Genomic DNA, 25217 nt, shown 5'->3' with positions numbered 1-25217 from the left:
ATGAAAAGAAAATCAAATTGCTTTGTAACCATTTTATTCTTAATTTATCTGGCACTTTTGGTTTGGATCATACTTTTTAAACTACAATTTTCAATCAGTGATCTGGATAAGATAAGAAGTATAAACTTTATTCCTTTTCACTATGACAAGGAAATCGGAGCAGCATTTCACTTAACAGAGGGGCTCGATAATTTCTTGATTTTTGTGCCTATGGGTATTTATCTTCAAATGCTTCTGCCAGGAACAAAATTATATGTGAAATTCATGCTGATTGCTGGAACAAGTTTTTTATTGGAAACTATGCAGTATATCTTAGCAGTCGGACGTTCTGATATTACTGATGTACTCACAAATACGGCAGGTGGTCTTTTGGGGCTTGCTGTATATTCGATGACGGCTCGGTTAATCGGAAATAGAATAAAAGCAAACAGACTGTTTTCCATTCTGGCAAGCATAGTAAGTGTTGTCGTGATTGGACTGCTTGGCTTAATTCTGTTTGCTAATCGGTAGGAGGTGTATTCTCATGTCGAAGAAAGAAATGACAACAGAAAAGCGCCTTAAAGTGCGCTTATATCTATCATTGCTGATTTATACCGTTGTTGGATATGGTTTGACCCTTCTCTTGGACTACATCTTTTCAAAATTTGACAACGATATTTTTGCATGGATCTACTGGAGGCTTGGTCCGCTGTTTATTCTGTATCTGGTGATAGGCTTTGTATGTATCTTCAATTACTATTGGAAAAAGCCGTGGGACTATCTGGATGAAGTAATTGACGCAACCCAAACGGTCTATGAGCAGAATAGTCATACAGTATCGTTGTCTGATCCTCTGAAAGAACTGGAGGAACAGCTCAATCAGATCAAAATGTCTGTTCTGTTAAGCAAGCAGGCTGCAAAGCAGGCTGAAGAAAAGAAAAATGAAATTGTCATGTATCTGGCACATGATATACGCACACCTTTAACAACAGTGATCGGTTATTTGAGCCTACTCCATGAAGCCTCTGATATGCCTGAGCAGCAAAAGGAAAAGTATGTCAAGATCGCGTTAGACAAAGCAGAGCGCCTTGAAAGACTTATCAATGAGCTTTTTGAAATTACCAAGTACAATGCACATACGGTCATTATCAAAAAAGAAAATGTAGATTTGCATTGTCTGATTGCGCAGGTAATAGATGAAATATACCCGACACTCTCTGCAAATGGCAACACGGCGGTATTTACTGCGGAGGACAACTTATCTGTGAACGCTGATCCCGAAAAGCTGGCGAGAGTTTTCAGTAACCTTTTACGAAATGCCGCGTCATATAGTTACCCGCAGACAGAAATCACTATATCCGCCAAACGGTTAGAGCATGATATTCAGATTACTTTTGAAAATCGTGGGGAAACAATCCCGGAGGAACAGCTTAACAGTATATTTGAGAAATTCAATCGCTTGGATGATGCCCGGCTTTCTAATACAGGTGGTGCGGGACTTGGTCTTTCTATTGCGGAAGAAATTATACATTTACATGGTGGAAAGATTACTGCATCCAGTCAAAACGAAACTATAGACTTTGTGATTACATTACCCCTTTCCGCTTAGGAAAATAAGACTGTGATCTTAGGAATTACTTAGGAATTTAAGCGTGTGATTTTTGAGATTGAAAAGCCTTTGTTCGGTACAATGATTATCGAACAAAGGCTTTTTATTGTTCAGCCGAAGCAAAAGAAAGGAGTGTAAGCATGGAACTGAAAATAGAGCATTTAAGCAAGCAGTTCAAAGACAAAACAGCAGTAAATGATGTCAATCTGACATTGACTCCCGGCGTTTGGGGACTTTTGGGGGCGAATGGTGCAGGGAAAACCACGCTCATGCGCATGATTGCTGATATTATGACACCAACCAGCGGAGCAGTTTACTATGACGGAAAAAACATTCGAGAGTTAGGTGAAGTCTACCGAAGCAAGTTTGGCTTTCTGCCGCAGGATTTTGGGTATCACCGGGATTTTACGGTCAAAGATTATTTGGAGTATATAGCTGCGCTGAAAGATATTCCCACAAGGGCAACTACCAAAAAGATCAATCATTTGTTGGACATTCTTTCGCTCTCCGATGTGAAAAAGAAAAAAATCTCCAATCTGTCAGGTGGCATGAAGCGTCGTGTTGGTATTGCGCAGGCTATGTTGAACGACCCGGAGATACTTGTCATGGACGAACCGACAGCAGGACTCGATCCCGGAGAGCGCGTGCGTCTGCGGAATTTCATTTCCGAGTTTTCGCATGATCGAATCGTGTTGATTTCCACCCATATCGTATCTGACATAGAATATATTTCTACGCGCAACGCAATTATGAAAGCCGGAGAAATTGTTGATGTCGGAACTACCGCAGAACTTGTCAAGCAGATTGAGGGCAAGGTTTGGAATTGCACAATTCCGGCCTCAAAGCTGCCGGAATGTGAAATGCGGCTGCACATTATCAATCAGCGAGGCGAAGATCACAATCAGGTTTCTATTCGTTATCTGTCCGAACACTCGGAAATTGATGGATCTGTTACAACGGAGCCACGATTGGAAGATCTGTATCTGTGGTTGTTTCCGCAGACAGACTTGGAAAAGGAGGAGAGATAATATGCGACTCTTTAGACTTGAAATAAAACGTATTTTGAAGTCACGGCGCACCCTGATTATACTTGCAATCGCACTTTTGCTTTCCGTAGCCATGGCATACCTGCCTATTTCATTTGAGGGTATTAACCGTCCAAACGAAGATGGCACGGTTACAGAATTAGACGGCTTGGCAGCGATCAAGTACAAACAAGATTTATATAAAACATCCGCTGGTGAAGTGACCCCGGATAGGATCAAATCGGCTTTGGAAACTTATCAAAGCTGCGTTCGAGAATATGGGCCAGTCGAGGAAGAGGGCTTTCCTCTGGCTGTATTTATTGAAAAAATCGTCCCGTTCCGTCACTTGCTGATGGGTCTGCCCGAAGCGTTTGCTGATCCATTAACAGGCATTGGTGCTGATTTAATGGATATTGACCCGAATGACATTGACGGAGCCTATTATGAAAAGTGCGCAGAACATTTACAGGATGTCATGCGGAATGAGCAAAGAGAAAACGAAACCGCACAACAGAAAGCTCTTGAAAAATATTCAGAACTTGATACGCCATTTTATCTTCATTCTGGAATTTCTAAAGATGCATTTGATTATATTGAGTTTTATATTTTGTTCCTTGCTATTTTGTGTGTGGCAATCGCAGCTCCTACTTTTGCCGGAGAATATCAAACGGGCGGTGACTGCATCCTGCGAACCACCAAATACGGGCGTAAACAATTAGCAATTACCAAAATTCTGGCAGCATTTACACTTTTCGTTGTTACTTTCCTTGTCGGGATCACGGTACACATTCTGATTTTAGATGCAGCGTTCGGGACGGATTGCTTAAAAACATCGTTTCAGATGCGATACTCTATCATTAACCTGCCAAACATCAATCTGGGGCAGTTGCAGATCATTCTCGCAGCAGCGGGCTTACTTTCTGTATTAGCAACGGTTAGCTGTACGTTGTTCCTGTCTGCAAAATGTAAAGACACATTGACAGTTTTGCTGATCTCTATTGTAGTTCTTCTCATGCCGTTTTTTGCTTATGTGGCGATGGGAGCAACATGGCTCTCTACCATACTTCCATCTGCCGGAATTGGTATGCAGAACAATTTCCTTTGTCAGCTTGCAAATTTCAATTATCTGAATATCGGTGGGATGAGTTTCTGGACACCGCATATTATTTTGCTTTCGGCAGGAATTGAATTATTTGTGTTTACATTCTTGGCGATTCATTCCTATTGCAGACATCAGGTAGCATAAAAGAAGTTCAAAATAGAACGAATTGATTATCTGCCGCACGACGGCAAAAGAAAAAGCAGACAATTTGGAACGACGGCTTTGATTTTCAGAGCCAGCGTTTCTTTGTGGCAACACAAACCTATGATGAATTTTCTGGAAATATTGTAGTTAATAGCATTGTTTATGCGTTGAAAATATCTGAAAAATTGATGATAGTAGAAATATAATATTAAAATAAAAAATAATATAAAAAATTGTTTTACTATAGAAAAATATATAGTATAATACAACCATAAGAAGTGATAAAAAAATAACAAGTTGACCTAGCCAAACATAATAAGTTTTACTGTTGTGTTTGGCTTTTTTTATTTGATAGCCAGAGTGGGAAGTGAGGTGTCTACAATGATAATCTGTGTTATCTTTGATTTGGGAATGGCAGTGATTATGTTTTTATTTGGAATCAGTTTTGTAAAATCAAATGGAAAGGCCGCTGCATTTTTGTCTGGCTATAATATGAAATCTACGGAAGAACGAAAACAGTATGATGAAAAAGAAATGTGCAGAGTATATGGAAATCGGATGATGTGGATGGCACTGCCATTTGTAGCCGGTGCAGCCATAGATTTATTATACAGTGGAATCGGATGTTTTGCAGCGTGTGTAATATGGACCGTTCAATTTGTTTTATTGATGAAAGAACGTATGAAACGAGAAAAAATAGAAAAGAACATTTAGGCAAAAATTATATTCGAAAGAAGATATACAAGCTATCCAGGAACAGGATAATTCTCGGGAACAAGAGGAACTTTAATTACTTAAAGGAGATGACGTGAATATGAGATGTCCATATTGTGAAGGAAAAATGCGAAAGGGTCAGTTGCATGCGGTTGGCGCAGGGGCAGGACTGGAGTGGAAAGAAGGCTCTGAGAGTTTGCGGTTAAATACGGATCCAGAGTTGGCAGCAAGGATATCTGGAGACCGCATAGCTGCCTATAATTGTGATTTTTGCAGAAAGATTATTGTCTCTTACGAATATTGAGATTTTCAATTCTTTGAATTGTAATGACCGTAACGGGAAAGGATAAAAAGAGATAATAGAAAAATATCCAGAGGGCGAGGAAGGCCGGACATTTGGCTCTCTCGTATATGAGGAAGAAATGTATTCTATTGGAATTCCTACGGTTTTGTATAAGGAACTTCTGCTAATAGCAGAAGGTAAGGAAGAAAATTTACTGGAAAAACTTCTTGAAAAAATTTCTTCTAAGGAAACATATTTACTAGATATCGTTCCAGATGAGGCACTGTTATGGATGGTATAAGCAGCAGGAAATTAACATGGGGAATTTGCATCGTTGGAATTGCGATTGCGATAATAAGCTTCTTTTTCTTACCGGAGATTATTCCCGTTCACTTTGCTGGGAATGGAGTCGCAGATGACTTTGGCAATAAGATAGAAATTTTTTTAATGCCGATACTCCTTCTGGCTGTTACAATCTTGAGTGGTATAAAAAGTATAAAGTATGTTCTGATGCATTCGAAGACTTGGCTAACAGTTGGTCAATATAACCTGATGATTGATTGTGTTTTAGGAATTATATTGATCGCAGAAATTTTTATGATTTATGCTTCGTTTGTTTAAAGGCTGATCTATAAATAAAGAAGCAGATATATGGCAGTTTCTGGTTCATTGGGCAGGCTGTTTTATATCAAAGTGTGAAGAGGAGCTGGTTCATGATGAAAAAAGTAATTCCAATTATTTTATTTACGGTATCAGCAATATTGCTTTCTGCATGTGGCAGAAAAGAAGAACTGTACGAGATTCCTGACCTGTCACAGTACAAGACAGATTATGTAGGAGATTCTTCGAATGTTATAAATATTGTAAGTGGGCAAGAGTATCCGGAAGGATATTCTTATGATAGCATACAGATACAGTCTGAAACGAAGCCTTATGGATTAACAGTATTTCTAAAAGTTGAGCCGTCTGCAGTTAAGATTGAAGATGAATTGCAAGTTAATGCGGATATGACATTTGATTTGATTGGTAATTTGGAAACACTTGATTATAAAATAGCGGATAGCAAGGAAATCATTGCATCGTATGAACGGTAGATCATTCAGTGGTTAATATTTTGTCTGCTATTATGTAGTAAGAAAAATAGGAAAGCGAAATATATATTTGGAGGACAGCAATGAGAAAATGCGAAAAGTGTGGAACAGTCATGAGAGCGGATTTAAGACTTAAAGTTAATGGCGGTGGCTATGGGATCGTTGTAGATGTAGATGAAAAACAAAAAACGACAACTATAGATGATGTTAAAGTTGCAGTCTGTCCAGAGTGTGGACATACAGAAATGTATTTAGAGGATTTAACTAAATTGAAGTAAAATTAGATATGATTGAAACAGGATAAAAAATTTTGATGGAATGCTTGTGGAGAAAATAAATATGAAAAAACTTAATTATACAGAAGATTTATTGAGAGTTATCTTCTTTTGGATAGGAACATTCTTTCTTGTTTCCGGTATCTTAAGTTTTCTTGGGATATTAAAACCAGCAGTAAACTCAGGTATTCAGAATCCAGATATGTTGGGAACTGTGTTTTCTATAACGGGGGTGCTTTTGTGTATAATAAGTGCTGCTCTTGGAATTTATACTGCAAAGCTTGATAAATTACATTTACAATTAATCGAAAATGGTACAAAAGTGAAGGGCTTGGTAGAAAAAGTATATTTGCAAAAATACACAAGATATAGAAGACAGATTCCATACAGGATTCTATATAGTTTTACATATCATGATAAAGTGTATTATCATAAAAGCCGTTTGGTATGGGAAAAGCCGGATCTTAAGAAAGGCGACTTGATTACCGTATATGTAAATAATCTTGGTAAATCAACAGTTTATAATTGCAATGAAGCGGTCTGATATCTAGCCTCTATATTTCGGAAAAATACTGCACGATTTGTGGTTTACAGAAGAGCAGCTTCAAAGAATGCTGAGGATGAAAAATGCAAATCCATCAGATGTATGGAAATTCAGAGATTATTAATTGGACAAATTGAAAGCTGAAAGGAAAACTGCCTATCCGTTTTCAGCATTGGCGGATCCGTCTGCTAATAAGTGGTTTAAAAATCAAAAAACGTGGTAAACATCGGTGTACAAGGGGTACAAACAAGATAAAATAGAAATGAGGGGCGATAGAGCGGAAATGTCAGATTTTCCACTCTATCTGAACACGGTCGCTGGTGGCCTTGATCGTAGAGATCAAACCATCGGCGGCTTTTCTTTTGTCGTCAAAATCTATGCTGTCCCAGTTGTCGAGATAATAGGATAACTTCTTTATCTGCTGGGGAGATATGGTTTCAACGCTCAATTCAGCGATTGCCTTTGAAATGGTCTGGCGTCGGGTGTCCAGTTCTTCAATTTTTTTGTTAGCGTAGGCAAGCAAGGTCGCATTGGCTCCGGTCAGCGTATCCAGCAGCTTTTCAATTTCTGCCTCCACCTGTGCCAGTTCCACTTGATAGGCTGTCAGTTTCGGATTGACTTTTTCCTCCCTGCCGTGGAGTATCTGAAAATCTTTGAACTTTTCCTGCATGGCCGAGAAAATGAATTGCTCAAATTCTTCTTTGCGAATTTTCCCGCAGCCCGGACAGCCTTTGTTTTCCGTCCGTTTGGTACAGCGGAAATATCCGGTGCTGTTTGGTACATGGGTGGCTTTCAAAGCATACCCACAATGCCCGCATTTGATTTTTCCGGCCAGCCAAGTGTTCTTCGGTTTCCGTCCCTGCTGGAAGGTGGTATTTGCCATAAGTTTTTTCCGACATTTCAGCCATGTGTCAGAGGAAATGAGTGCTTCATGGGGAGCGATAACAAGTATCTGGTCTTTTAAGCACCTGTCCTTGTCCTCCTTCACATCCCGCCCTTGATAGAGATAGCAGCCGTTTGTTCCGGCAAAGTCAGAAGCGTCATTGACAATCGCTGCGCCCTGGCTCTTGAAAAATTCGTACAGCTCCAAATCGGCCTGTGCGTAAACCGGGTTTCTTAAAAGCTGGGAAAGAAATGTACGGAACATGGATTTGCCATAAATTTTTATGTCATGTTCCTCGAAGTATCGGGTAATATCTCCGAAGGAGGTTTCCGGTTCAGCGTACATTTCAAACATCAGCCGAACATGGTCGGCGGCTACGGGGTCGGCAACCATTTTCTTTGTGCGGATACCCTCTACCACAGTAGGCTCTAACTGATAACCGTATGGTGCCTGTCCGCTCATGTGAAAGCCTTTCAGGCACCGGGAATAGTAGGCGTCTGTAACACGCTTCTGAATTGTCTCACGTTCAAGCTGGGCGAATACAATGCAGATATTCAGCATGGCCCGGCCCATCGGGGTCGAAGTATCAAACTTTTCTGTGGAGGATACAAACTCCACATCGTACTCTTGAAACAGCTCCATCATCGTTGCAAAGTCCAGAATAGAGCGGCTTATACGGTCCAGCTTGTATACGATGACCCGCCTGACCTTTCCCTTGCGGATCTCGCCCAGCAGCTTTTGAAACTCCGGCCTGTCCGTATTTTTACCGGAATAGCCTTTGTCCTTGAATACCCGGCAGCTCCCACCTTTCAATTCATACTTGCAAAAGTCGATCTGACTTTCAATGCTGATACTGTCCTTGCGGTCTACTGACTGTCTTGCGTAAATACAATCTTCTCTGATAAATTCCATATTGGGCTCCTTTCCTTGTTGGAATGGAGCTACCAACCTTACAACTATATTATACCATCAGCAGCCCCGGACAACAATGTTGCGAATGATTAGGGAAATCTGTCTCCATATTTGCGGAACACCTCATAAAGACAACGCTCAATTTCTTTTTTGCGCTGTGCTTTCTCCTTCGGGGGAAGTACCGGCGTGAGGCTTTCCAGCACAATAATCTTCCCTTGAAATGCGACAGACTTTGTTTCTCGTTCATAAGTGACAGCTTGCGTCATTGAAAACCTCCTTTGCGAAAGTGCGTGTATATGCCAGCCTTTCCCACTTGTCCCGTGGGGAAATGTCAAAAGACGGCACCCAGCAGGTGCCGCCCTTTGAGCTTTCTCCACTTCGGGTCAATGTGGCCCGAGGTCAGTAAGGACTGGAAAGGTACTTTTCTTTGGCGTCCTCCACGCTGTTGAGGTCGAATACTTCATAAAGCTGCCCCACAACACGCCGTATATCCTTCTTTGAAAATCCGCAGTCCTCCATTGCCATAATGACATAACCACGGCAGGCGTCATTGCTCCATTCGTCCGGTTCCAAGCCGGGGATCATTCCAAACGCATTTCCCATAAAGTGCTCCTTTTTTGAAAAGATGGGGAGCCACGCCGGATTGGTTGGCCTATCATCAGACAGCATTGCCGGGGGCTCCCCATAGGTTTTCACTTCATTTCAGACACACCGGACGGGCATAGGCTTCATGCCCCATAGTATTTCAACTCTCCCCATTCTGATGGCAAGGCGTTCTCATTGCCTGCGACGGCTCACGGCTTGCAAGGCCGCTTCAACGCTCGGACTGTGACTAAACGCAAGTATCCGGGTTCTGCGCCTGTTCCGGTGGAGCCAGCCTTGCCCCACCTATGGCATGGACCTGTTCGCTCGCTCAGTTTTACAAAGACTGTATTCTCTGAAATCCGAGGTCATGGCGGGTCTGTCACACAGCGCGTTCCCCTTCGTATCCGGGTGTCTTTTTATTCAATTTTCAATCTGCATGAGGCTTGTCTGAACCTCGGGCCATTGTGACCCGAAGTGTTTTGCCTCTCATAAGCCATTTCATTTTCCGGCCTAAATCGGTACGCCTTACAAAGAATTTTTCAAAATTTTTTCTAAGCGCCGCAGACCTCGCTCGATTGCGACACGAACCACTTTTTCATGGACGCCCTCTGCCCGGGCAATGTCCTGTTTGGTCATGCCGAGAATGAAATGAGCATAAATCCGTTTTGCCTGTTTGTCCGGCAAACTGGAAATCGCTGCGTGAAGCTCCTGCATGGTCACTTTCCGCTCATACAGTTCATGGGGCGATAAGGCGACAAAGACAGCTTCGTGCTCCAGCCCGTCGTCCCGATCAAGGGAATAGTAGGCTTTGTGGCGGTATGTACGAAGCCGATAAGCAGCCTCTTTACGCTCAAACTCTTTGAACATTTCTGCAACTTCTTCCGATACTTCCATGAAGCAATCCGATGTATAAAATGGGTAATAGTCCCGCAAATTGATAATAGCCATATTGACCTCCGTTTCGGTTGTTGGTTGACGAGTGACCGAAACGAAGGCGGCGGGGAGCGGCACCGGGGAATGACTTCGGGCCAACATGACCCGAAGCTAACGCATAAGAACGCAAAAGCGCCCGGGCGGCATGAAGCCACACGGACGCATGAAATGACATAATAATTAAGGTTCCAACAAATTTCGCATACATAGCCGGAATAACCCGGATGCGGAGCTATGCTTTTTTTAACTGATGTAGGTCATGGGTGCTATGAAAAAAGGCAAAAATAGACACGGCGGCAATCCTCCTATATGCCGCCGTGGATTTACACGGTGTTAGGTCGTCGTTGGTTTAGGATAGACGAAAAGAAACGGCGGCTCTGATTTTCTCAAAACCGCCGTATCAGTCGATGATACAGAAAAGCGCACGAAATCCTCTGCCCGTCAGCGGTTTTTTTCTTTTCCCCGCTGTGGAGGCAGATGTTTGAATATGTAGGTATGTTTCATGCCGCAAAGGCCAAAACATACCGTGTTAGTCAGTCAATTTGAATTAGAGTTCAATTCTTGCTTTCGATGGCTTATCTTCACAATAGGTAACTTTAATCGTTGTTCCCTTGTCAGGGACTTTGTTTCCTGCGCCAATCCATTTTCGGCAGATGTAATCTTTTCCGTCTATCGTATATTTGACCTTGATAGTATGCGGAAAGGCTGCGCCATCCATAGCGTGAGCGCGGACAGGTTTACGATTCACTTTTAACCACCATTGTTTTGTAACTGAAATTACAGTTCCCATTGTTTCTTTTTCCATAAGTTACCTCCAATGATATTTTTGATTGATGATACCTATTTTCTGTTCAACCTTTTTTCTGTTAAACCTTTTCTTTGTTTGTAGTAAAAGCGGAACGCTGCTGCGCCGGTGGCCACCAACTGCACCAGAATCAGCGCAGCGAACAGGCCGAAGCTCTCATAGTAGAACAGTTCATCCCAAAAATATAGTCTGTTCAAATGATGCCATTTATTGTATTCTAAATTTGTAGGTAAGCTGAACGGGTAACTTACCAAGGGATAGCGGCAACAGATGTCTATCTAACCATACTACCATTGAGATCGAAAAGTATGAATTGAAGAGTACAATAATAGGGTTGATTGAGGATCAACTTTTATTTTTTGTACCTTCATGTTAGAAGCCGTTGTGGACTATTACCTAAAAATAATAGATATAACACAAAGAGAATTATTCAATCTGTCCAAGCATAACAGGAAGGAAAAGATTGAAATTCCATAGGTAGTGGCTTCGTTGACGCGACTAAGTTCAATACGGAAAAATCGGTCTGCAGGTGTGTCAAACAGAAGACACTATTTTTTTATATCTGAGACCGATTGTTTCCGATACAATTTATGGAACATTCAGCACATCATGGACAAACCAAGTCTGAGCCGTGACCATAATGGCAAATGTGCAAATAGCAAAGAGAAGTACTTCAGCCACAGCATTGACACGGCTGGATTGAAGTTGCTTTTTCAGATTGGCAGGCAAGATTCTTGACAGCAGACAATAAACTAAAAATCCAATACAGGCTCCAGCGGTATTTGTCATCAAGTCATTGATGTCGGAAGAACCCCAGCCAAACATCTGGACAATTTCAACAGCCAAAGAAAACAGAAAGCCAGTCAATGCAACCGTCTTCATGTGATGATATTTCTTGTACAGCAGCGGCAGGAAAAATCCCAACGGGACAAACAGAATAATATTCAGAATGGTATCAATTGGCCCAGTTATCATACCGATAAATGGAGTCCAAGAAATGTTCGGGCGAAAGGTCATTGTGCTTGTAAAGCCGATGCCTGTGACGGTCAAAAGTCCGAATAAATAATAACCAAAAACAAACACTGCAGCGGTATGGAGAAAACTTTGTGTTCTCCCCAATTTTTTGAGCCACAAGAAATACAGTACGAAGACTGGAACCATAAACACATACCCACTAATTGAGCGGATGAGAATATCAGAAATTGGTATCATTATTATCTCCTTGTCAAATTCAAATTTATTGCCCATTCCAGCATTGAGCATTTTCTCATAAAGCAAACAGAATACTGTCATTAGTAACGACGGTATTCCCATAATGCTAATCGTAAGTCTAATTGTTCAATGTCGATTAGACATTCACTTTTACATTTTGGACAAAAGAGAGGAAAATTTTTAAGTACGGTATCTTCCCGAATTTTGTCGCGTGTTTTATTCCCGCAGACTGGGCAGCGGATGAACTCTGTTTTCTCCATATTGTTCACTCCGAATTGCGATCATTCTTTTTCTTATCCCGATATTTCCGTATGAGTTTATTACGGATAGGAACGCCAACACCAATCAAAAGCACAACTGCCAAAATTGTGAAATCCATACAATCACCTCACATTTCCTTATTCTTCATAACCCGAATGGACAAGAAGATTGAAACCGCATACATCACGACAATAGCAAAAACCGCAAGGAAAACGAGAAGTATCGGAGAAGATTCAACGACTGAAATAATTGAGTTCCCGATAGCTGGCATTTTAGAGAGAAGAAGTAAAGTCACCAAGAAACCGGCCACTGGAATATACATAAATACCCGTCCTTTGATTGAGCCGTACTTGTAATATCCCGGAATCTGGAACACGGTATAGAGTGCAAATAAGAATACTCCTGCAATAGCGGCAGTTACAATATCAAATACGCCAACTGTTTCACCCAGCACTTTCAAGACAAGCGGCTGTGCAATCAAAGAAATAATCAAGGAAAGAAGCCCCATTGCAAGGACAAAAACATAGCGTCCGATCACAAGCTCGCTTTTACGAACAGGTAAAATACCAAACAGACGATCCATGCTGTTTTTTTCTGTGATGGAAAAGGTATATCCCGTCGTCATGGCAATAAAGCACATAGCAAATGATACCCCTGTCAGCAAAGAACGATTGATTGCGGCAAACACAATCGGCAGGAGCAGGGTAAAGCAAATCGTCTTAAAATATGGTTTTACCAATGCAATATCTAATTTTGTGGATTTCAAAATATTACTCATAATCGTCACCTTTCTTGCTTGTAAACACTACAATTTCATCAATGGTGGCAGGATCAACGGTCAGGTTAGGGAAACCGCTAATATCTTCGGTTTTCATCAGAGCCTCAAATCCCGTAGGGAATGTACGAATACCATCCGCCTTATTTTTCAGATCATCGGACAGTTCCTCAATTCCACCTTTTACAATGCGGAACATATCTACAAAATCATCTTTGCTGCCAGTAAAGTACAGCTCGCCATAACTGATGTAGGTAATATAATCGGCTGCACGCTCCAAATCGCCTGTGATATGGGTGGAGAACAAAACACTATGCTCGCCATCTTCAATATACTCTGAAAGAATTTTCAAAAGTTCATCTCTGGAAACCGGATCAAGTCCACTGGTCGGCTCGTCGAGGATCAGCAGCTTGGCGTCGTATGAAAACGCACAGGCAAGCATTAACTTCATCTGCATACCTTTGGAAAGTTCTTTTACCTTTTTGGTTGGTGCAATGTGAAATTTCCGTAACATATCCGCAAATTTCTGGCTGTCCCAATTTGGATAAAATACCGAAATGGATTTTTCAACCTGCGACACTTTCCAATCATCACTGAAATAATTTGTATCGAAAACAACGCCCAGCTCTGATTTTACTTTTTGTTCTTCTGCGATATTATCCAGCCCCATCACTTTGACTGTGCCACCGGTGCGCTTGAGCATATTCAAAATCAGTTTGATTGTCGTTGTTTTGCCAGAACCATTCGGGCCGATCAAGCCCATAATATATCCCTTTGGCAAAGTAAAGCTGATATTGTGAAGCTGAAAAGAATCAAAAGATTTTGAAAGATTCGTTACCTCTAAATAATTAGTCATCTGTTTTTACCTCCGTTAAAATGTCCAAAAGGCGATGTAATTCCTCTGTGGATAGATTTGCCATTCTTGCAGCTTTTATTGCTTCGGTGAGATTGTTTTCTACTTTGCAAATAAGCTGCTCCTTAATCAGTTCTGAACCAGACCCCATTACGAAACATCCACGCCCCTGCACATTTTTAACAAAGCCCTCTTGCTCTAATTCTGTGTATGCCTTTGTCACTGTTAAGACGCTGATCTTTAAGTCTTTGGCAAGTGTTCTAAGGGAGGGCAAAGTTTCTTCGGCTTGAAGCTCGCCAGATAAAATAGCCGCCTTGATCTGCTGTTTAATCTGCTCGTATATGGGGATGCCAGATACATTTGAAATAATCAGTTTCATTGCTGCATCCTCCGTGTGTTTTAACTGTTATGCTGTTGTGTATAACAGTATAACACAGAGAAAAAATAATGTCAATGAATGAATGGATGTTTGTGTTTTCAAGGTTCAAGAAAACATAGCGGAAATAAAATACCACCTTACATCATATTTCATTACATTTTCATAATCCAACCCGAAATGTACAATGATATAGGGTGATATGAGAATGAACCAAGATGAAAGAAGGTTTGACTTTCACGGCCTCGGGGCGGCTCTCAAAAGAGCCAGAGAAGAAAAGGGCTGGACACAAGCCTATGTTGCGGAATTAGTAGACCGTGACTCCCGTACCATTATGAATATTGAGAACAAAGGTCAGTATCCCAGTTTCGACCTTTTTGTTAAACTCATTACCATGTTTGACGTTTCAGTTGACCAATTTATTCATGCGGACGGAGGGGCAAGGTCAAGCTCTTGCAGAAAGCACATTGATGTTCTTCTAAACTCCATGAATGAAAAAGAGCTTGTCGTGATAGAAGCCACAGCCGAAGGCATTAAGAAAGCCAGAGAAACGGAGGTTCCAGAATAAGGGCCTCTGTTTTTTTGCGCCATTTTAGGGGCTGCCGCTAAGTGGCAAGCAATGCCTCTGTGGCCACAAGTGGCACAAAGGCGGCTTGTTGGGGCTCGCCCCAAACCCGTATCTTCGGGCCAACATGGCCCGAAGTGTCAGCGTCGCTTTGCTCCTTGTTTTCATAACCTTAACGCTCCTTTTCCTGCTTTCTTCCCGGTTCGGTGTAGCCCATCAGAGTGTCAATGTTCGCTTTGATCGTGACGATCTCCTGCATATCCCGTCGTGCCTTTTGATATTCTCCATAGAGCTGTTTTTTCTTTGCTGTGAGCTTGCGGCCTTCCTCCTTCAGCACATCCATTTTAGGGAGCTTCGCCCCGCCCAGCAGAGAGCGCATTTCCGCTTGTGCAGCCCGGTACAGTTCAAGGTCGGCCTCATGCTCCGCAAGGAATTTCCGGCTGTACTTCGTCGCCTTATACTGCTCAAAGACTGGGCGGGTTTTGGCATACTGAACCGTTGCGGCCTTTAGCCCGGCATTGGTTTTCATGGCCTGTTCCGTCTGCTTGACCTGTTCGGAAATAACATGGAAACGGTCTGCCGCCTCGGTGGCTTTCTTCGCCAACTGCTCATAATCGGTCAGGTTATTGTCCTGTATATAGGCAAGAGCGGCGGCCATCTGCTTAATGTTAAATACCTTCGCCCAGCGTTCATATCCCGGCCCCTTACCGGCAGCCAGCTTTGCTTGAATATCCACCGCCAGACTGATTTTCCGCTCCGAGCGCCCGGGGTGTTTTTCTTTGCCCTCAATGGCGGACAGAACATCTTGCAAGTCGTAGCCGTCCCCCAGCGTGGAGGCACGCAGACGGGTGAAGCGTTCCTGTCCCTGCCCGGTCAGCCGGAAGCTGATACCGCCGCCCCGAACCGTCTTGACCTCATACCCGGCCCGCTTCATCAAATTGAGAAATTCGTCCAGATCAGCGGGGCGTTCCGCCAGCGCAGTATCAATGGCAAGGCGCAGTCGGTCCTGATAGGAAAGCGGCCCTTTCCGGTCTTTCTGCCACTCCCCATAGTTCCGATACTTGCTCTTGCTTCGGGGCTTCGGGTTCTCCACGATGGACAGCCCGTTTTCAAGGCACAGCCTGTCAGAGAGCCGCCGAAGGGCGAAGCTGGAGCCCCAAAAATTTCGGAATTTCCGAGTGCAGTCAAGGGTGGTGGAGTTGTAATAAATGTGACAATGGATGTGCTGCTTATCGGTGTGCGTGGTAACGATAAAAGCGTGCCGCCCCTTTGTCCAGCGCATAGCCAGCTCATAGCCGATACGGTTCGCCTCCTTCGGGGTGATCTCGCCCGGATAGAAGGATTGTCGTATCTGATAGCACAGCACATTATTTTCTTTCTTCTGTTCCCGGCCCGTCATAGCGGCATAGCTGGCCTTTGCCAAAAGGAACTCGTCCGCCACGGTGGCCGGATCACATTCATAAGCGGAGATATACTTTCCGCTTTCTGTTTTCTCCGGGTCCTTGCCATAGTCCAGACAATCCCGGATAGCCTCAGCAATCGTTTCGCCTTCGCCCGCATGGCGCTGTAACAAAGTTGTGGTAGCCAAAAATCATTCCTCCTTTCCATGAGAAAGGGGCGGCCCATTCAGACCGCCCCGACTTCGGGCCAGTATGGCCCGAGGCTGCTTAACTTGCCAGAAACCGGTACAGAGCGGATTTGCCTCCGTCCAGCGCCCAAAGAAGGGAGCCCGCCGCCGCTTGCAGTCCATACGGCGAAAGAAGGAAGGCAAGAAACAGAAATACAATCCCGCCTATGGGCGTCGGCGTGAAAAAGAGAGCGACACCCAGCACCGTCAGGATCACAGAGGCAATCGTCAGCAGGACGGCACAAATATCAAACAGGAACACCAGCAGAGCCGCCAGAAGGCACAACGCTAAAGCAAAGGGAGCAACCAATATTTTCAGCAGTATCTTCATCTTCAAAACCTCCTTTATCTATCCTTCCTACCTCTATTTTATCATGCCTGCCCGGGGACATAAATGTTGCGAAAGATTAGTAAATCCTGTCCCAAACCTTCGGGTCATACTGGCCCGAAGTGGTAAAAAAAGAGCAGGGCGGCAAGCCCCGTAACGGAAGCCTGCCGCCCTCGTCTTACTTTGCCACCAGCTCGGAAAGCTCCCGCAGCACCTTTGACACCTCGCCCCACAGCTTTTCATAGTCCCGCTTCAATCCGTCGATTTCCTCCGGGTACACGCCATAGGTGTGTGCGTGTACGGCGACCTGATTGAGATTGTTGGAACAGCGCCGTTGCAGAGAGATCAGCTCTTTTACGGGCGTAAGGTCGATGTGCAGGATATACCCGTTCAGAGCCATTTTCCGTACATAAGCCCCGGCGTTGGAAATGCCCGCCTCGGCCATCCGCTCATGGATGGCCGCCAGCTCGTCCGGCGTTACCATGACGTGCAGATGGACATTCCGCTTGCGGTTCTCCATCAGCGTTCCAGCTCCCGGCCTTTCCGGCGTTCTTTGGGCTCCTTTACCTTATCCAGCGGTTTTGCGTCCAGCTCCGGGGGCGTGGGCGGGATGGGCGTGTTGTTGGGTACGCCGTCGATCATGTTGCAGTTCTGCTCTGTGGAGAGCTCGGCGGTTTTCAGATAGTTGTCTTTTTCGTGCATGGCGATCCTCCTTTATCGTTCCTCATGGTTTTTATGGTTTCGCTTCTGGCCTGGTTCCTTCGGGGGTTCCTGCCCTCTGGTTTCATCTTTGAGCCGGGCAGTAATGGATGGGCGCACCCGGTCAGGATTGCCCGGTGCTGGTTTCAGCTCATAATCCTCCATCTGCTTTTCGGTCAGCGGCTTTGCGTAGGTCAGTTCGCCCCATGCCATCAGCCTGCCGTCTGCCACAGGACGCCGCCTGTCATCATCGTAGTTGACGATGGAAAGAGGCTGGTTATCCGGCGGCTTCGGGTAAGTTCCTATGTCCACGGGCCGCTGGGTGGAATAATAGCGGTAAACGCCCTCCGGTCCGAGCTCGGTATGCTTGACCGCCGCATGGTAAAACTGCTGATAGTCGTCCACCCGGCGGTCAAAGTCCCTCTGCGCCCACGCCTGACTGGTTCCATAGCGGCCCCAGTAGTAATCCCGATGGCCGTTTTCCCCCTCGGTAAACTGCCAGGTCACAAAGGGGCTCGGCGCTCCCGGATTATGCCCCAGCGCAAAGCCGTGTCCGGTTTCAAAGGTGGCAGCTTTCAAAATCACATATCCTTGTACTGTCTCCAAGAGATTCCTCCTTTCTGTGCCTCGGGCCAACATGACCCGAAGTGCTGGATGTTACGAAATAAGAGGGCAGACCAGGGAGGAATGTAATAAGATATTCCCACCCCGGAAACACCCTCCAAAAAGCCCGGAATGTCAAGCCTTTGGAGGCGGCAAATCGTAACAGCCGCCCGGCCTTTTCTCCCGCATTTTCCTCATGCGTTCCCGGCTTTTCCGTCGGTTCCCTTCGGCCTTGCAGGCGTCGGAGCAGTAGGCTTGACGCCCCTCTGGCAAAAACGCCTTTCCGCAGACCGCACAGGCCCGCAGCTCCGGGGAGATGCCTTCCGTTGTCAGCGCCGCTTGAAGCTCCGGGTCAAGGGGCAGGACAGCCTCACGGAAGTAACGGCAGTACGCCCCTGTCCAGCACTTGTGCAGCATATAGCAGGCACAGTCAAGAGGAAGGCATAGGCCGCTTTCCCGGTCATAGTTGGCGCACATCCCCGTGACCAGAGTGCGGATTTTCTTCTTCTCGTCACGGGTCAGCTCACGGGCGTCCATTTAAGACTTCGGGCCACGATGGCCCGAAGGGCGGGGCTCCACGATCAGCGCCCGGAACTTCTTCCGGCACTGTTTTTTCTTTCCTTTGCACTCCTTGTAGTAACGGCATCCCTTACAAGGGTCGTCATTGTCCCAGCCGGGGTGCGGTACTTCCTTCATCATTCGTTCAAAAGGGCTGCTTGTAAAATTCATTCTCATTCCTCCGTATCTTCCTCCCACGGCGGGGTATCTTCGTCCTCGGGTTTCTCTGCGATCTCCTCCAGCTCCCCGTCCTCATATTCGCAGTAATCATCCTCCAAATCCGGGGCCTCATGCTTCGGCTTGTAAATCTTGAAATAGTAACCAATTCCACCGCCGGCCAGCACCACCGTACCGATCAGGAGCAGAGAGAGAAGGGGGCTGTCCTTTTTCTCCGGCTCGGGTTCCGGTACTTCCTCCACCGGTTCGGTGGGCTTTGGCTCTGGCTCCGGGGTCACTTCTTTGGGCGGTTCCTTACCCTGTTCGGCAAGAGGCAGAAGGTCGTCTGTGGTAACGGTATTGAGGAAATAGACGTTCTCGCTGGTTTTCTGTTTGTCGATCACCAGATAAAACACGCTCTCGTCTGCTGTGGTGATGGTGTAGAACTCCTTTCCATCCTCGTCGGTGGCGTTGTCCACCACGGTTCCCGTCCCGTCCGGGGTAAAGGGGTTCTGGGTTTCCGGCTCTGCTTCGGTTTCTGCCGGGGAGGGAGCTGTCTCCGGCTGCGGCTCGCTGCTCTGTGCATAAGCCGGGGCTGTAAAGATCAGGCAACACAAAAGGCTGGCAGCCATCGCCGCCAGCCTGCGGTATTTAATTTTCTTCATGGGCTGTGTCCTCCTTTTCGGGTGCCTCCGGCTTCGGGTCAGTATGACCCGAAGCGGTAAGGCTGTTTTTGGGGTCGTTCAAAAAAGCCATAAGCTGGGCGGGCGTCAGTTTGAGGGAGCGCACCGCCTGCACGATCTGGCTGTTTTCTTCCTCCTGTTTCTGCTTTTCCAGCTCCCGGATTTTGGCCTGCCACTCGGCAGCCTTCTCCCGGGCTTTTTCCAGTTCCTTATCGAGCTTGTCGATCTTGTTCATGCAAGGACTCCTTTCCTCTGGCTCACAAACGCCCGAAGGCATAGAAATGTGTCTGCCAGTAGCTTGAATTGATGTTTGCGTATTGGATGGGGGACCCACAATGGAGCATCATCCCGTCGCCCACATAAATCCCCACATGGGATACAGGGCCGGGGCTGTCATAGGTTCCCGTGAAAAAGATAATGTCGCCGGGCTTTGCCTCGGAGGGGGAAATGATAGCACACTGATTATAAATGCCCTGCGCCGTGGTACGGGGCAGGTTGTGGACGCCGCTGGCCGTGTACACCCAGCAGACAAAGCCCGAACAGTCAAAGGAGGTGGACGGGCTGGAGCCGCCCCACACATAGGGCCAGCCGATGTACTTTGTGGCTTCTTTCATGAGCGCCGCAAAAGCCGGGTCATCCAGCGCCTCGCCGGGTATCTCATAGCTGGGGCCGGTATCTTCGCCGCCGTTGTAAATCCCTTCCCACAGATAGGGCTTGTTGCCTTTGAGCTGCTGCATAACGGTGTAGATTTCCCGCTGCTGTTCGTCAAGCCTCGGCAGGATCACGGCGGGCAGCGTTTTGTTTGTGAGGGTCACATTTAAGATGTAATACTCATAGGGGACTTCCTCGGTGGTGGTTTCCCCTGTCTCCGGGTCGGTGCTGGTTTCGGTGCGGTAGCGTATCTCGACTTCCTCCGTCAAGGTCAGCTCATACTGTGCATCGAAGATTTCCCGCAGTTCGTCCTGCACCTGTTCCCGGAAATACACCTGGTACTTTGCAGAGAAATAGGACGCCAGCTCATAGGGGTTATGGCCGATCTCGTCCACGGAATAGCGGTACTCGTCATAGCCGGGATGGGTGCTTTCAATGTTCGCTACCGTCTGCACCAGCTCGTTTTCCAGCGCCGTGTAGTCCTCGTCCACCCCCAGCAGATCCGTATCCTCCGAGGCGTAGGAGGTGCCGGATAACGCATTGGCAAGGCCGCTGCCAAGCGTGGGAAAGATGGAGCTTACCGCCGACACAAGAAAACAGAGCAGCAACAGCAGGAGCAGGACCAGCACCGCCACGGGATGACGGGTCACAAACTGCGCCGCCCGGCGGGTCGCAGTTCCCGAAGCGGCAACGGTTTTCTTTGCGGCCTTTGCGCCCTGTTTTGCAGCTGCCTTTGCTTCTTTGGAATACCGGCGTTTCAGTTTCCATTTCTGCTGCACACGGGAAAGCGGATTGCTGGCAAGCTCCGAGTGCTCGGAGGCCATCTTCTGAAAATCCATATTGGCCCGGGCTTTTATGTCCTTCCGTTCCCACTTTGCCACCTTCCGGGCCGGGTGTTCCTGCCAGCGCCGTTTGGCATACCGGGCCAGTTTCCGGGTCCCGGCCTCGGCGGTCAGCTCGGATTTATGCGCTCCTTCCACGCCCACATTTTCATGCTCGACCTCGTGTATCTTGTTGTGGAGATAAAACCATGCCTCGGTGCGGGCTCCCCGGACAGCTTTCTTTGCAAGCCCCGGTGGCTTCTGCGCCGCCCGTTTCGCCTCGACCTTATCCAGCTTCTCCCGGGCCTTTTCCAGCTTTTCCCCGGCGTATTCCGCTTTGGCCTGCGCCTTCTGGTACTTGTCCTTTTTGCTCCCGGCCTTCTCGGCGGAGCCTTCCGGCTCCTGCGCCTTTCCGGTATCCTGCGGACCGCCCTTGTCATCCTCCTGCCTCATGCGGTCAGAAGGGCGGGCTTTCCGGCTGTCCTCTTGAAACTTGCCGCTTTTGGACTTCGGGCCATCGTGGCCCGAAGGACTGTCCTGCCCGGTATCCTCGTCCTCAAACCGCAGACGTCGGGATGGTGCGGGGGAAGGTCCTTCCCGTTCAGCCGGTCCGGGGCGATTGCCCCCGGTATCCTCCGTCGGCCTCGGCCTTTGAAAATTCCGTTTGTCCGGTTTCTTTCCGATGATGTATCCCTCCTTTCCAAACCTCGGACCAGCATGGCCCGAAGTGTGTTATGCCCGGTTCATTTCCTGTTTTTTGTCCTCCGGGCGGGTGGTCATAATGGCGTACAGCTCGGTATTCTGCGGGAAGCGGTCAACAAACGGGATGGTGGTGTTTCCGAAGAACAGCAGCCCTTCGCCGGAATTGGTATGGGTCACATAGGAAAGCTGATGGGGGCTGATTCCAAGCTGTTTGGCTAAAATCTGCCGGTCCCCCTGTGCCTGCGAGAGAAGCACAAGGAAGTCCGAGTTTTCAAAGATGTTCTCGATCTCTGGGCTTGCCAGAAAATCCTTCACGTTCTGCGTTAAGGCGCTGGGTACGCAGCCCTTCTTACGGAGCATTTTCCAGATCGCCACACAATAGCTTGCCGTCAGACGGTCACGGAGCAGCACATGAAATTCGTCGAAGTAGCACCATGTAGCGATACCGCGCAGGAAATTCATGGACACCTGCGAGTTTACCAAGTCCTGCATAATGAGCATGGCAATCGTCCGAAGCCCGGCACCCAGCTTTTTTAAGTCAAGGCATACCAGACGGCGGTTCAGGTCCACATTGGTTTCATGGTTGAACACGTTAAGGGAACCCGACACATAGATTTCAAGGGCAGTTGCCAGCCGTACCGCCTCGCCCTCCGGCTGGGAACAGAGCAGGTCATACAGGGTTTGGAGGGTCGGCATTTTGCTTGTTTCCGGGTCCTGCAAGTGTTCCCGGTACATCTGGCGTACACAGCGGTCAATGACGGTCCGCTCCACCGGCTGCAAGCCATCCTTGCCGCCAACGATCAGCTCCATCAGCGACAGGATAAAGTCGGCTTTCAGCGCCATCGGGTTTTCCTCGTCAAAGCTCAGGTCAATGTCCATCGGGTTGATGTGGTGGGGGCTGTCCGGGGCGATCTCGATGACCTGTCCGCCCAGCCGCTTGATAAGGGGCGAATATTCGCCCATCGGGTCAACCACAATGATCCGGTCACGGGTGGCAAGGAACACGTTCACAAGCTCCCGCTTTGCGGCAAAGGATTTGCCGGAGCCCGGCACGCCGAGGAACAGGCCGTTGGGGTTTTTGAGCTTTTTCCGGTTTGCCATGATGACGTTATGGGAAAGTGCGTTGAGCCCGTAATAGACGGCTTCGCCATCCATGCGGAGCTCCTGCGTCATAAAGGGAACGAAAATGGCCGTGGAGCTGGTCGTCATGCCACGCTTGATCTCAATGCCGTTATGACCCAGCGGAAGGCTGGAAAGAAAACCGTCCTCCTGCTGGAAGTCCAGCCGCTTCAAGGTGCAGTTGTATTTCTGGACGATACCCGACACCGTGAACAGGTCATTGTCCAGCTCCCGGCGGGTCGGGGCCATGTTTACCACAAGGAAGGTCAGAAGGAACATTCTTTCATTCCGGCTCTGTAAATCTTCCAGAAGGGTCTTTGCGTCGTTGCTGTACGTCACAAGGTCGGGCGGGAGTATGTCCATGTCGTACCCGGCCCGGGCGGCCTTCTTTTGTTCCTCCACCTTCATCTTGTCAATGTCGGAGACTTTGGCCTTGATGGATTTCACGGCGGCGGCCTGATCGACGGTTTGGATATGGAGAGTGATGGTCATTTCCGCATCCATTTCCAAAAGCTCCGCCAGCAGCTTGTCCGAGAGCTCTGAGGCCAAAATCTGCAAGTAGGAGGCAGCGCCCCAAGTCGTCCCCACCCGGAACAGACGGCTGAAACGAAAATCGAAACTGTCCGGGGCGATAAAGTCTTTGGTGGAAAGCCCGGTTTTGGGGATCATATCCCATGAAAACCGGAAGGGGGAGCCGCTGCCGGGGTGAAGCTGCCCGTGAAGAAGCTCCAGTCGTTCCAGCCCCGAAAGGGAGCGGCACTTGACGCCCAGCTTTTTGAAGTTCCCGCAAATGTCCGCCTCTACACGTTCCAGCCTTGCCCTGGCGGTGGAAAGGTCGTCCACGTTCACGCCGAAGGTCAGGAGCTTTGTGCGAACAATGCCGTTGTTGCTTTTGGCGATCTGGTTTTCCAGCATTTCCACATACTCACACCGGACGCTGTTGTAATCGTCATCCTGCATGGGGATGTTCACGCTGTACCGGCTGCCCGGGCGGCTTCGGTGGTTGAGGAAGGAAAGCTGGAACGGAAGGCTGCTGTCAAAGTAGTTGAGGCAGGCGCTCCACCCATCAAAGATGGCTGCCTGATCTTCGGACTGTGCGAGCTGGTAGTTGATGTCCTCGTATTCAATGGTTTTGGTGTAATAGCGGTCCGCTACCCGGCACACCCCGTCCCGGTACATTTCCCGGTAAGGGAGGGTCTGCTGGGCGGTGGTGGGAATGTTCTTTTCTTTCGTGAACAGGCCGGTAAGGCCCTGCTTTTCAGGCTTTCTGCCTGCGGGCTTTCCGGCCCTTCTGCTGTTTCGCAATCGGCTGCGCCTCCTTTCTGGCGCTAAGCAGCGCATAGAAGTTTTCGGTTTTGTAAGGCCGCACACGGGGATAGAGGAACCGGGTGCGGATGATGTTTTTCAGCACTTTTTCCAGCGGCAGACCGTCCCGCTCATACATAGCCAGAAAGAAGAACGGGAGCATGAGGCCGATCATCAGGAACATGGCGGCACTGTTCCCGATACTGCCACGGGAAAACAGGTAAGCCGGGAGGCCCACCGCCGCCGCGCTGGAAAAACAAACAAGCTGGCGCTTCGTTAGGTTGAAGGCCAGCTTTGTCTTGATTTTGGAAAGGTCTTTTGGTACTGGCACATAGGCCATTTTGGTACACCTCCTTTATTGCTTCGGGCCAGCATGGCCCGAGGTTATCTTGCGGCCTCTTTGGCCGGGGCTGTGCTGCGGGCAGCTTCGGCGGCCTCTCGTCCGCTCTGCCTTGCCCGCCAGTATTCGGGGTGATACTGCCGGATGGACTGATTGAGTTTTTCTTCAAACTGTCCTTTGTCCTTAATGCGGTCAGGGATTTTCCACAGCTTTTTGTCCAGCAGCTCCCGGAGCACTACGCTTTCCTGTGCGTCCTCCTCATAGCAGATATAACCCTTATCCTTGAAGCCACACTTTTTGGCCGCTGGGGAGAGGACAGCGGCTACCTCATTTGCCACCATCGTTCCGCCGTGGCTGGCGGTAGATACCAGAAACACCCCCGGACAGAGGGTTTCACAGCTCTGCACCTCGCCCCACGGGGAGCTTTTCGGCGCATGGAACATTCCGCCCGTCCGGCTCCGGTCCGCCTGCATGAGCGCCGCCTTTTCCAAGATGGCTTTCAGTTCTGGGGAAAAATACGCATATTCCCGAAGGACACGGGCGGCGTCCCCGCCGCAGGCGTTCATCAACAGGGTATAGGCGTCGCTGTCCGCTTTGGTACAGCGGCCCAGCAGCTTGCCGTCATAGTAGCAGGCCGCATCATAGCTCGTCCGTTTGCGTGGCATGGGTTTCGCCTCCTTTCCGCTTCGGGCCAGCATG

Annotated in this window: 36 protein-coding genes; 13 read left to right on the top strand and 23 right to left on the bottom strand. The window is 47.6% G+C overall.

Annotated features, from left to right (window positions below):
- The 12 genes from AB5026_RS03785 to AB5026_RS03730 all read left to right on the top strand — a co-directional run bounded on the left by AB5026_RS03785 (position 1) and on the right by AB5026_RS03730 (position 6890).
- Positions 1–510 carry a VanZ family protein gene (locus AB5026_RS03785; protein ID WP_059085786.1) on the top strand — a complete coding sequence of 170 codons (510 nt, stop codon included), beginning with the start codon at positions 1–3 and terminating at the stop codon, positions 508–510.
- A gap of 13 nt (positions 511–523) precedes the next feature.
- The gene (locus AB5026_RS03780; protein WP_059085787.1) at positions 524–1588 is read left to right on the top strand and encodes a sensor histidine kinase KdpD; all 1065 of its coding nucleotides are present in this window, start codon (positions 524–526) and stop codon (positions 1586–1588) included.
- Positions 1589–1728: 140 nt separating this feature from the next.
- Positions 1729–2616, top strand: coding sequence for an ABC transporter ATP-binding protein (locus AB5026_RS03775; protein WP_059085788.1), 888 nt, complete (start codon positions 1729–1731; stop codon positions 2614–2616).
- Position 2617: 1 nt separating this feature from the next.
- On the top strand, positions 2618–3859 hold the full coding sequence (locus AB5026_RS03770; RefSeq protein ID WP_059085789.1) for an ABC transporter permease subunit: 1242 nt from the start codon (positions 2618–2620) through the stop codon (positions 3857–3859).
- A 381-nt stretch (positions 3860–4240) separates the two neighbouring features.
- Positions 4241–4573 (top strand): DUF3784 domain-containing protein, encoded by a 333-nt coding sequence (locus AB5026_RS03765; RefSeq protein ID WP_059085790.1) that lies wholly within the window; start codon positions 4241–4243, stop codon positions 4571–4573.
- 100 nt (positions 4574–4673) lie between these two features.
- Complete coding sequence (locus tag AB5026_RS03760; RefSeq protein ID WP_015524992.1) at positions 4674–4877, top strand: PF20097 family protein; 204 nt, start codon at positions 4674–4676, stop codon at positions 4875–4877.
- Positions 4878–4995: 118 nt separating this feature from the next.
- Positions 4996–5157 carry a hypothetical protein gene (locus AB5026_RS03755; RefSeq protein WP_173722117.1) on the top strand — a complete coding sequence of 54 codons (162 nt, stop codon included), beginning with the start codon at positions 4996–4998 and terminating at the stop codon, positions 5155–5157.
- The gene (locus tag AB5026_RS03750; protein ID WP_055056115.1) at positions 5145–5477 is read left to right on the top strand and encodes a DUF1648 domain-containing protein; all 333 of its coding nucleotides are present in this window, start codon (positions 5145–5147) and stop codon (positions 5475–5477) included. The genes AB5026_RS03755 and AB5026_RS03750 overlap by 13 nt, the downstream gene beginning before the upstream one ends.
- A 92-nt stretch (positions 5478–5569) precedes the next feature.
- A complete protein-coding gene (locus AB5026_RS03745; protein WP_055056114.1) occupies positions 5570–5950 on the top strand; it encodes a DUF4825 domain-containing protein in 381 nt (126 codons plus the stop codon).
- An 80-nt stretch (positions 5951–6030) separates the two neighbouring features.
- Positions 6031–6225 (top strand): zinc ribbon domain-containing protein, encoded by a 195-nt coding sequence (locus AB5026_RS03740; protein WP_055056113.1) that lies wholly within the window; start codon positions 6031–6033, stop codon positions 6223–6225.
- Positions 6226–6286: 61 nt separating this feature from the next.
- Positions 6287–6766 carry a hypothetical protein gene (locus AB5026_RS03735; protein ID WP_059085791.1) on the top strand — a complete coding sequence of 160 codons (480 nt, stop codon included), beginning with the start codon at positions 6287–6289 and terminating at the stop codon, positions 6764–6766.
- A gap of 25 nt (positions 6767–6791) precedes the next feature.
- Positions 6792–6890, top strand: a complete 99-nt coding sequence (locus AB5026_RS03730) for a hypothetical protein (protein WP_158565314.1) — start codon at positions 6792–6794, stop codon at positions 6888–6890.
- 162 nt (positions 6891–7052) lie between these two features.
- On the opposite strand, the gene AB5026_RS03725 is transcribed toward AB5026_RS03730, so the two are convergent.
- The 10 genes from AB5026_RS03725 to AB5026_RS03680 form a co-directional block, all read right to left on the bottom strand.
- The gene (locus tag AB5026_RS03725; RefSeq protein WP_005927564.1) at positions 7053–8561 is read right to left on the bottom strand and encodes a recombinase family protein; all 1509 of its coding nucleotides are present in this window, start codon (positions 8559–8561) and stop codon (positions 7053–7055) included.
- An 89-nt stretch (positions 8562–8650) separates the two neighbouring features.
- Positions 8651–8827 (bottom strand): hypothetical protein, encoded by a 177-nt coding sequence (locus tag AB5026_RS03720; RefSeq protein WP_165483719.1) that lies wholly within the window; start codon positions 8825–8827, stop codon positions 8651–8653.
- A 133-nt stretch (positions 8828–8960) separates the two neighbouring features.
- Positions 8961–9164 carry a hypothetical protein gene (locus AB5026_RS03715; RefSeq protein ID WP_117851693.1) on the bottom strand — a complete coding sequence of 68 codons (204 nt, stop codon included), beginning with the start codon at positions 9162–9164 and terminating at the stop codon, positions 8961–8963.
- Positions 9165–9671: 507 nt separating this feature from the next.
- Positions 9672–10094 carry an RNA polymerase sigma factor gene (locus tag AB5026_RS03710; protein WP_015564337.1) on the bottom strand — a complete coding sequence of 141 codons (423 nt, stop codon included), beginning with the start codon at positions 10092–10094 and terminating at the stop codon, positions 9672–9674.
- Positions 10095–10626: 532 nt separating this feature from the next.
- Positions 10627–10884 carry a hypothetical protein gene (locus AB5026_RS03705; RefSeq protein WP_008689645.1) on the bottom strand — a complete coding sequence of 86 codons (258 nt, stop codon included), beginning with the start codon at positions 10882–10884 and terminating at the stop codon, positions 10627–10629.
- 588 nt (positions 10885–11472) lie between these two features.
- Positions 11473–12096, bottom strand: a complete 624-nt coding sequence (locus AB5026_RS03700; protein WP_025580950.1) for a VanZ family protein — start codon at positions 12094–12096, stop codon at positions 11473–11475.
- Positions 12097–12176: 80 nt separating this feature from the next.
- Complete coding sequence (locus tag AB5026_RS03695) at positions 12177–12356, bottom strand: cysteine-rich KTR domain-containing protein (protein ID WP_074021989.1); 180 nt, start codon at positions 12354–12356, stop codon at positions 12177–12179.
- A 128-nt stretch (positions 12357–12484) separates the two neighbouring features.
- Complete coding sequence (locus AB5026_RS03690; protein WP_015542934.1) at positions 12485–13135, bottom strand: ABC-2 transporter permease; 651 nt, start codon at positions 13133–13135, stop codon at positions 12485–12487.
- Entirely contained in the window at positions 13128–13988 is an 861-nt protein-coding gene (locus AB5026_RS03685; protein WP_173813658.1) for an ABC transporter ATP-binding protein, read from the bottom strand. The genes AB5026_RS03690 and AB5026_RS03685 overlap by 8 nt, the downstream gene beginning before the upstream one ends.
- Positions 13981–14364: a GntR family transcriptional regulator gene (locus AB5026_RS03680; RefSeq protein WP_015564335.1), complete on the bottom strand. Its 384-nt coding sequence runs from the start codon at positions 14362–14364 to the stop codon at positions 13981–13983. Before AB5026_RS03680 ends, AB5026_RS03685 begins: the two co-directional genes overlap by 8 nt.
- A gap of 199 nt (positions 14365–14563) precedes the next feature.
- On the opposite strand from AB5026_RS03680, the gene AB5026_RS03675 reads away from it, so the two are divergent.
- On the top strand, positions 14564–14929 hold the full coding sequence (locus tag AB5026_RS03675) for a helix-turn-helix transcriptional regulator (protein WP_004064252.1): 366 nt from the start codon (positions 14564–14566) through the stop codon (positions 14927–14929).
- A 169-nt stretch (positions 14930–15098) separates the two neighbouring features.
- Here AB5026_RS03675 and AB5026_RS03670 read toward each other — a convergent pair whose 3' ends face one another.
- The 13 genes from AB5026_RS03670 to AB5026_RS03610 form a co-directional block, all read right to left on the bottom strand.
- On the bottom strand, positions 15099–16514 hold the full coding sequence (locus AB5026_RS03670; protein WP_055194526.1) for a relaxase/mobilization nuclease domain-containing protein: 1416 nt from the start codon (positions 16512–16514) through the stop codon (positions 15099–15101).
- Between the two features lie 79 nt (positions 16515–16593).
- Positions 16594–16884 (bottom strand): CD1845 family protein, encoded by a 291-nt coding sequence (locus tag AB5026_RS03665; RefSeq protein WP_154252646.1) that lies wholly within the window; start codon positions 16882–16884, stop codon positions 16594–16596.
- Between the two features lie 175 nt (positions 16885–17059).
- Complete coding sequence (gene mobC, locus AB5026_RS03660) at positions 17060–17401, bottom strand: plasmid mobilization relaxosome protein MobC (RefSeq protein WP_005927607.1); 342 nt, start codon at positions 17399–17401, stop codon at positions 17060–17062.
- Positions 17401–17583 (bottom strand): DUF4316 domain-containing protein, encoded by a 183-nt coding sequence (locus AB5026_RS03655; protein ID WP_003500078.1) that lies wholly within the window; start codon positions 17581–17583, stop codon positions 17401–17403. Before AB5026_RS03655 ends, mobC begins: the two co-directional genes overlap by 1 nt.
- A 12-nt stretch (positions 17584–17595) precedes the next feature.
- Complete coding sequence (locus tag AB5026_RS03650) at positions 17596–18186, bottom strand: hypothetical protein (RefSeq protein WP_202615304.1); 591 nt, start codon at positions 18184–18186, stop codon at positions 17596–17598.
- 132 nt (positions 18187–18318) lie between these two features.
- Positions 18319–18720: a cysteine-rich VLP domain-containing protein gene (locus AB5026_RS03645; RefSeq protein ID WP_118771694.1), complete on the bottom strand. Its 402-nt coding sequence runs from the start codon at positions 18718–18720 to the stop codon at positions 18319–18321.
- Positions 18721–18918, bottom strand: a complete 198-nt coding sequence (locus AB5026_RS03640; RefSeq protein ID WP_005927616.1) for a hypothetical protein — start codon at positions 18916–18918, stop codon at positions 18721–18723.
- Positions 18915–19562, bottom strand: coding sequence for a DUF4366 domain-containing protein (locus tag AB5026_RS03635; protein ID WP_368212756.1), 648 nt, complete (start codon positions 19560–19562; stop codon positions 18915–18917). The genes AB5026_RS03640 and AB5026_RS03635 overlap by 4 nt, the downstream gene beginning before the upstream one ends.
- On the bottom strand, positions 19549–19815 hold the full coding sequence (locus AB5026_RS03630; RefSeq protein WP_005927622.1) for a DUF4315 family protein: 267 nt from the start codon (positions 19813–19815) through the stop codon (positions 19549–19551). The genes AB5026_RS03635 and AB5026_RS03630 overlap by 14 nt, the downstream gene beginning before the upstream one ends.
- A gap of 22 nt (positions 19816–19837) precedes the next feature.
- Positions 19838–21505 (bottom strand): CD1108 family mobile element protein, encoded by a 1668-nt coding sequence (locus AB5026_RS03625; protein ID WP_368212755.1) that lies wholly within the window; start codon positions 21503–21505, stop codon positions 19838–19840.
- Positions 21506–21784: 279 nt separating this feature from the next.
- Positions 21785–24178 (bottom strand): VirB4-like conjugal transfer ATPase, CD1110 family, encoded by a 2394-nt coding sequence (locus AB5026_RS03620; protein ID WP_368212753.1) that lies wholly within the window; start codon positions 24176–24178, stop codon positions 21785–21787.
- Positions 24132–24518 (bottom strand): PrgI family protein, encoded by a 387-nt coding sequence (locus AB5026_RS03615; protein ID WP_003500106.1) that lies wholly within the window; start codon positions 24516–24518, stop codon positions 24132–24134. The genes AB5026_RS03620 and AB5026_RS03615 overlap by 47 nt, the downstream gene beginning before the upstream one ends.
- Positions 24519–24562: 44 nt before the next feature.
- Positions 24563–25216, bottom strand: a complete 654-nt coding sequence (locus AB5026_RS03610) for a hypothetical protein (protein WP_173772643.1) — start codon at positions 25214–25216, stop codon at positions 24563–24565.
- Between the last annotated feature and the right edge of the window lies 1 nt (position 25217).

The sequence above is a fragment of the Blautia sp. RTP21359st1_E11_RTP21359_211015 genome (assembly GCF_040910705.1).
GTDB classification, from domain to species: Bacteria; Bacillota; Clostridia; order Lachnospirales; family Lachnospiraceae; genus Blautia_A; species Blautia_A fusiformis.
Note: the sequence above shows the minus strand (reverse complement) of the source record. Positions and strands in the feature narration are given on the sequence as shown.

What these genes read in the sequence shown, in the direction of transcription:
- AB5026_RS03785 (WP_059085786.1), top strand. Translation starts at nt 1, where the DNA reads ATGAAAAGAAAATCAAATTGCTTTGTAACCATTTTATTCTTAATTTAT.
- AB5026_RS03780 (WP_059085787.1), top strand. Translation starts at nt 524, where the DNA reads ATGTCGAAGAAAGAAATGACAACAGAAAAGCGCCTTAAAGTGCGCTTA.
- AB5026_RS03775 (WP_059085788.1), top strand. Translation starts at nt 1,729, where the DNA reads ATGGAACTGAAAATAGAGCATTTAAGCAAGCAGTTCAAAGACAAAACA.
- AB5026_RS03770 (WP_059085789.1), top strand. Translation starts at nt 2,618, where the DNA reads ATGCGACTCTTTAGACTTGAAATAAAACGTATTTTGAAGTCACGGCGC.
- AB5026_RS03765 (WP_059085790.1), top strand. Translation starts at nt 4,241, where the DNA reads ATGATAATCTGTGTTATCTTTGATTTGGGAATGGCAGTGATTATGTTT.
- AB5026_RS03760 (WP_015524992.1), top strand. Translation starts at nt 4,674, where the DNA reads ATGAGATGTCCATATTGTGAAGGAAAAATGCGAAAGGGTCAGTTGCAT.
- AB5026_RS03755 (WP_173722117.1), top strand. Translation starts at nt 4,996, where the DNA reads ATGTATTCTATTGGAATTCCTACGGTTTTGTATAAGGAACTTCTGCTA.
- AB5026_RS03750 (WP_055056115.1), top strand. Translation starts at nt 5,145, where the DNA reads ATGGATGGTATAAGCAGCAGGAAATTAACATGGGGAATTTGCATCGTT.
- AB5026_RS03745 (WP_055056114.1), top strand. Translation starts at nt 5,570, where the DNA reads ATGATGAAAAAAGTAATTCCAATTATTTTATTTACGGTATCAGCAATA.
- AB5026_RS03740 (WP_055056113.1), top strand. Translation starts at nt 6,031, where the DNA reads ATGAGAAAATGCGAAAAGTGTGGAACAGTCATGAGAGCGGATTTAAGA.
- AB5026_RS03735 (WP_059085791.1), top strand. Translation starts at nt 6,287, where the DNA reads ATGAAAAAACTTAATTATACAGAAGATTTATTGAGAGTTATCTTCTTT.
- AB5026_RS03725 (WP_005927564.1), bottom strand. Translation starts at nt 8,561, where the DNA reads ATGGAATTTATCAGAGAAGATTGTATTTACGCAAGACAGTCAGTAGAC.
- AB5026_RS03720 (WP_165483719.1), bottom strand. Translation starts at nt 8,827, where the DNA reads ATGACGCAAGCTGTCACTTATGAACGAGAAACAAAGTCTGTCGCATTT.
- AB5026_RS03715 (WP_117851693.1), bottom strand. Translation starts at nt 9,164, where the DNA reads ATGGGAAATGCGTTTGGAATGATCCCCGGCTTGGAACCGGACGAATGG.
- AB5026_RS03710 (WP_015564337.1), bottom strand. Translation starts at nt 10,094, where the DNA reads ATGGCTATTATCAATTTGCGGGACTATTACCCATTTTATACATCGGAT.
- AB5026_RS03705 (WP_008689645.1), bottom strand. Translation starts at nt 10,884, where the DNA reads ATGGAAAAAGAAACAATGGGAACTGTAATTTCAGTTACAAAACAATGG.
- AB5026_RS03700 (WP_025580950.1), bottom strand. Translation starts at nt 12,096, where the DNA reads ATGATACCAATTTCTGATATTCTCATCCGCTCAATTAGTGGGTATGTG.
- AB5026_RS03695 (WP_074021989.1), bottom strand. Translation starts at nt 12,356, where the DNA reads ATGGAGAAAACAGAGTTCATCCGCTGCCCAGTCTGCGGGAATAAAACA.
- AB5026_RS03690 (WP_015542934.1), bottom strand. Translation starts at nt 13,135, where the DNA reads ATGAGTAATATTTTGAAATCCACAAAATTAGATATTGCATTGGTAAAA.
- AB5026_RS03685 (WP_173813658.1), bottom strand. Translation starts at nt 13,988, where the DNA reads ATGACTAATTATTTAGAGGTAACGAATCTTTCAAAATCTTTTGATTCT.
- AB5026_RS03680 (WP_015564335.1), bottom strand. Translation starts at nt 14,364, where the DNA reads ATGAAACTGATTATTTCAAATGTATCTGGCATCCCCATATACGAGCAG.
- AB5026_RS03675 (WP_004064252.1), top strand. Translation starts at nt 14,564, where the DNA reads ATGAGAATGAACCAAGATGAAAGAAGGTTTGACTTTCACGGCCTCGGG.
- AB5026_RS03665 (WP_154252646.1), bottom strand. Translation starts at nt 16,884, where the DNA reads ATGAAGATACTGCTGAAAATATTGGTTGCTCCCTTTGCTTTAGCGTTG.
- mobC (WP_005927607.1), bottom strand. Translation starts at nt 17,401, where the DNA reads ATGGAGAACCGCAAGCGGAATGTCCATCTGCACGTCATGGTAACGCCG.
- AB5026_RS03655 (WP_003500078.1), bottom strand. Translation starts at nt 17,583, where the DNA reads ATGCACGAAAAAGACAACTATCTGAAAACCGCCGAGCTCTCCACAGAG.
- AB5026_RS03645 (WP_118771694.1), bottom strand. Translation starts at nt 18,720, where the DNA reads ATGGACGCCCGTGAGCTGACCCGTGACGAGAAGAAGAAAATCCGCACT.
- AB5026_RS03640 (WP_005927616.1), bottom strand. Translation starts at nt 18,918, where the DNA reads ATGAGAATGAATTTTACAAGCAGCCCTTTTGAACGAATGATGAAGGAA.
- AB5026_RS03635 (WP_368212756.1), bottom strand. Translation starts at nt 19,562, where the DNA reads ATGAAGAAAATTAAATACCGCAGGCTGGCGGCGATGGCTGCCAGCCTT.
- AB5026_RS03630 (WP_005927622.1), bottom strand. Translation starts at nt 19,815, where the DNA reads ATGAACAAGATCGACAAGCTCGATAAGGAACTGGAAAAAGCCCGGGAG.
- AB5026_RS03625 (WP_368212755.1), bottom strand. Translation starts at nt 21,505, where the DNA reads ATGAGGCAGGAGGATGACAAGGGCGGTCCGCAGGATACCGGAAAGGCG.
- AB5026_RS03615 (WP_003500106.1), bottom strand. Translation starts at nt 24,518, where the DNA reads ATGGCCTATGTGCCAGTACCAAAAGACCTTTCCAAAATCAAGACAAAG.
- AB5026_RS03610 (WP_173772643.1), bottom strand. Translation starts at nt 25,216, where the DNA reads ATGCTGGCCCGAAGCGGAAAGGAGGCGAAACCCATGCCACGCAAACGG.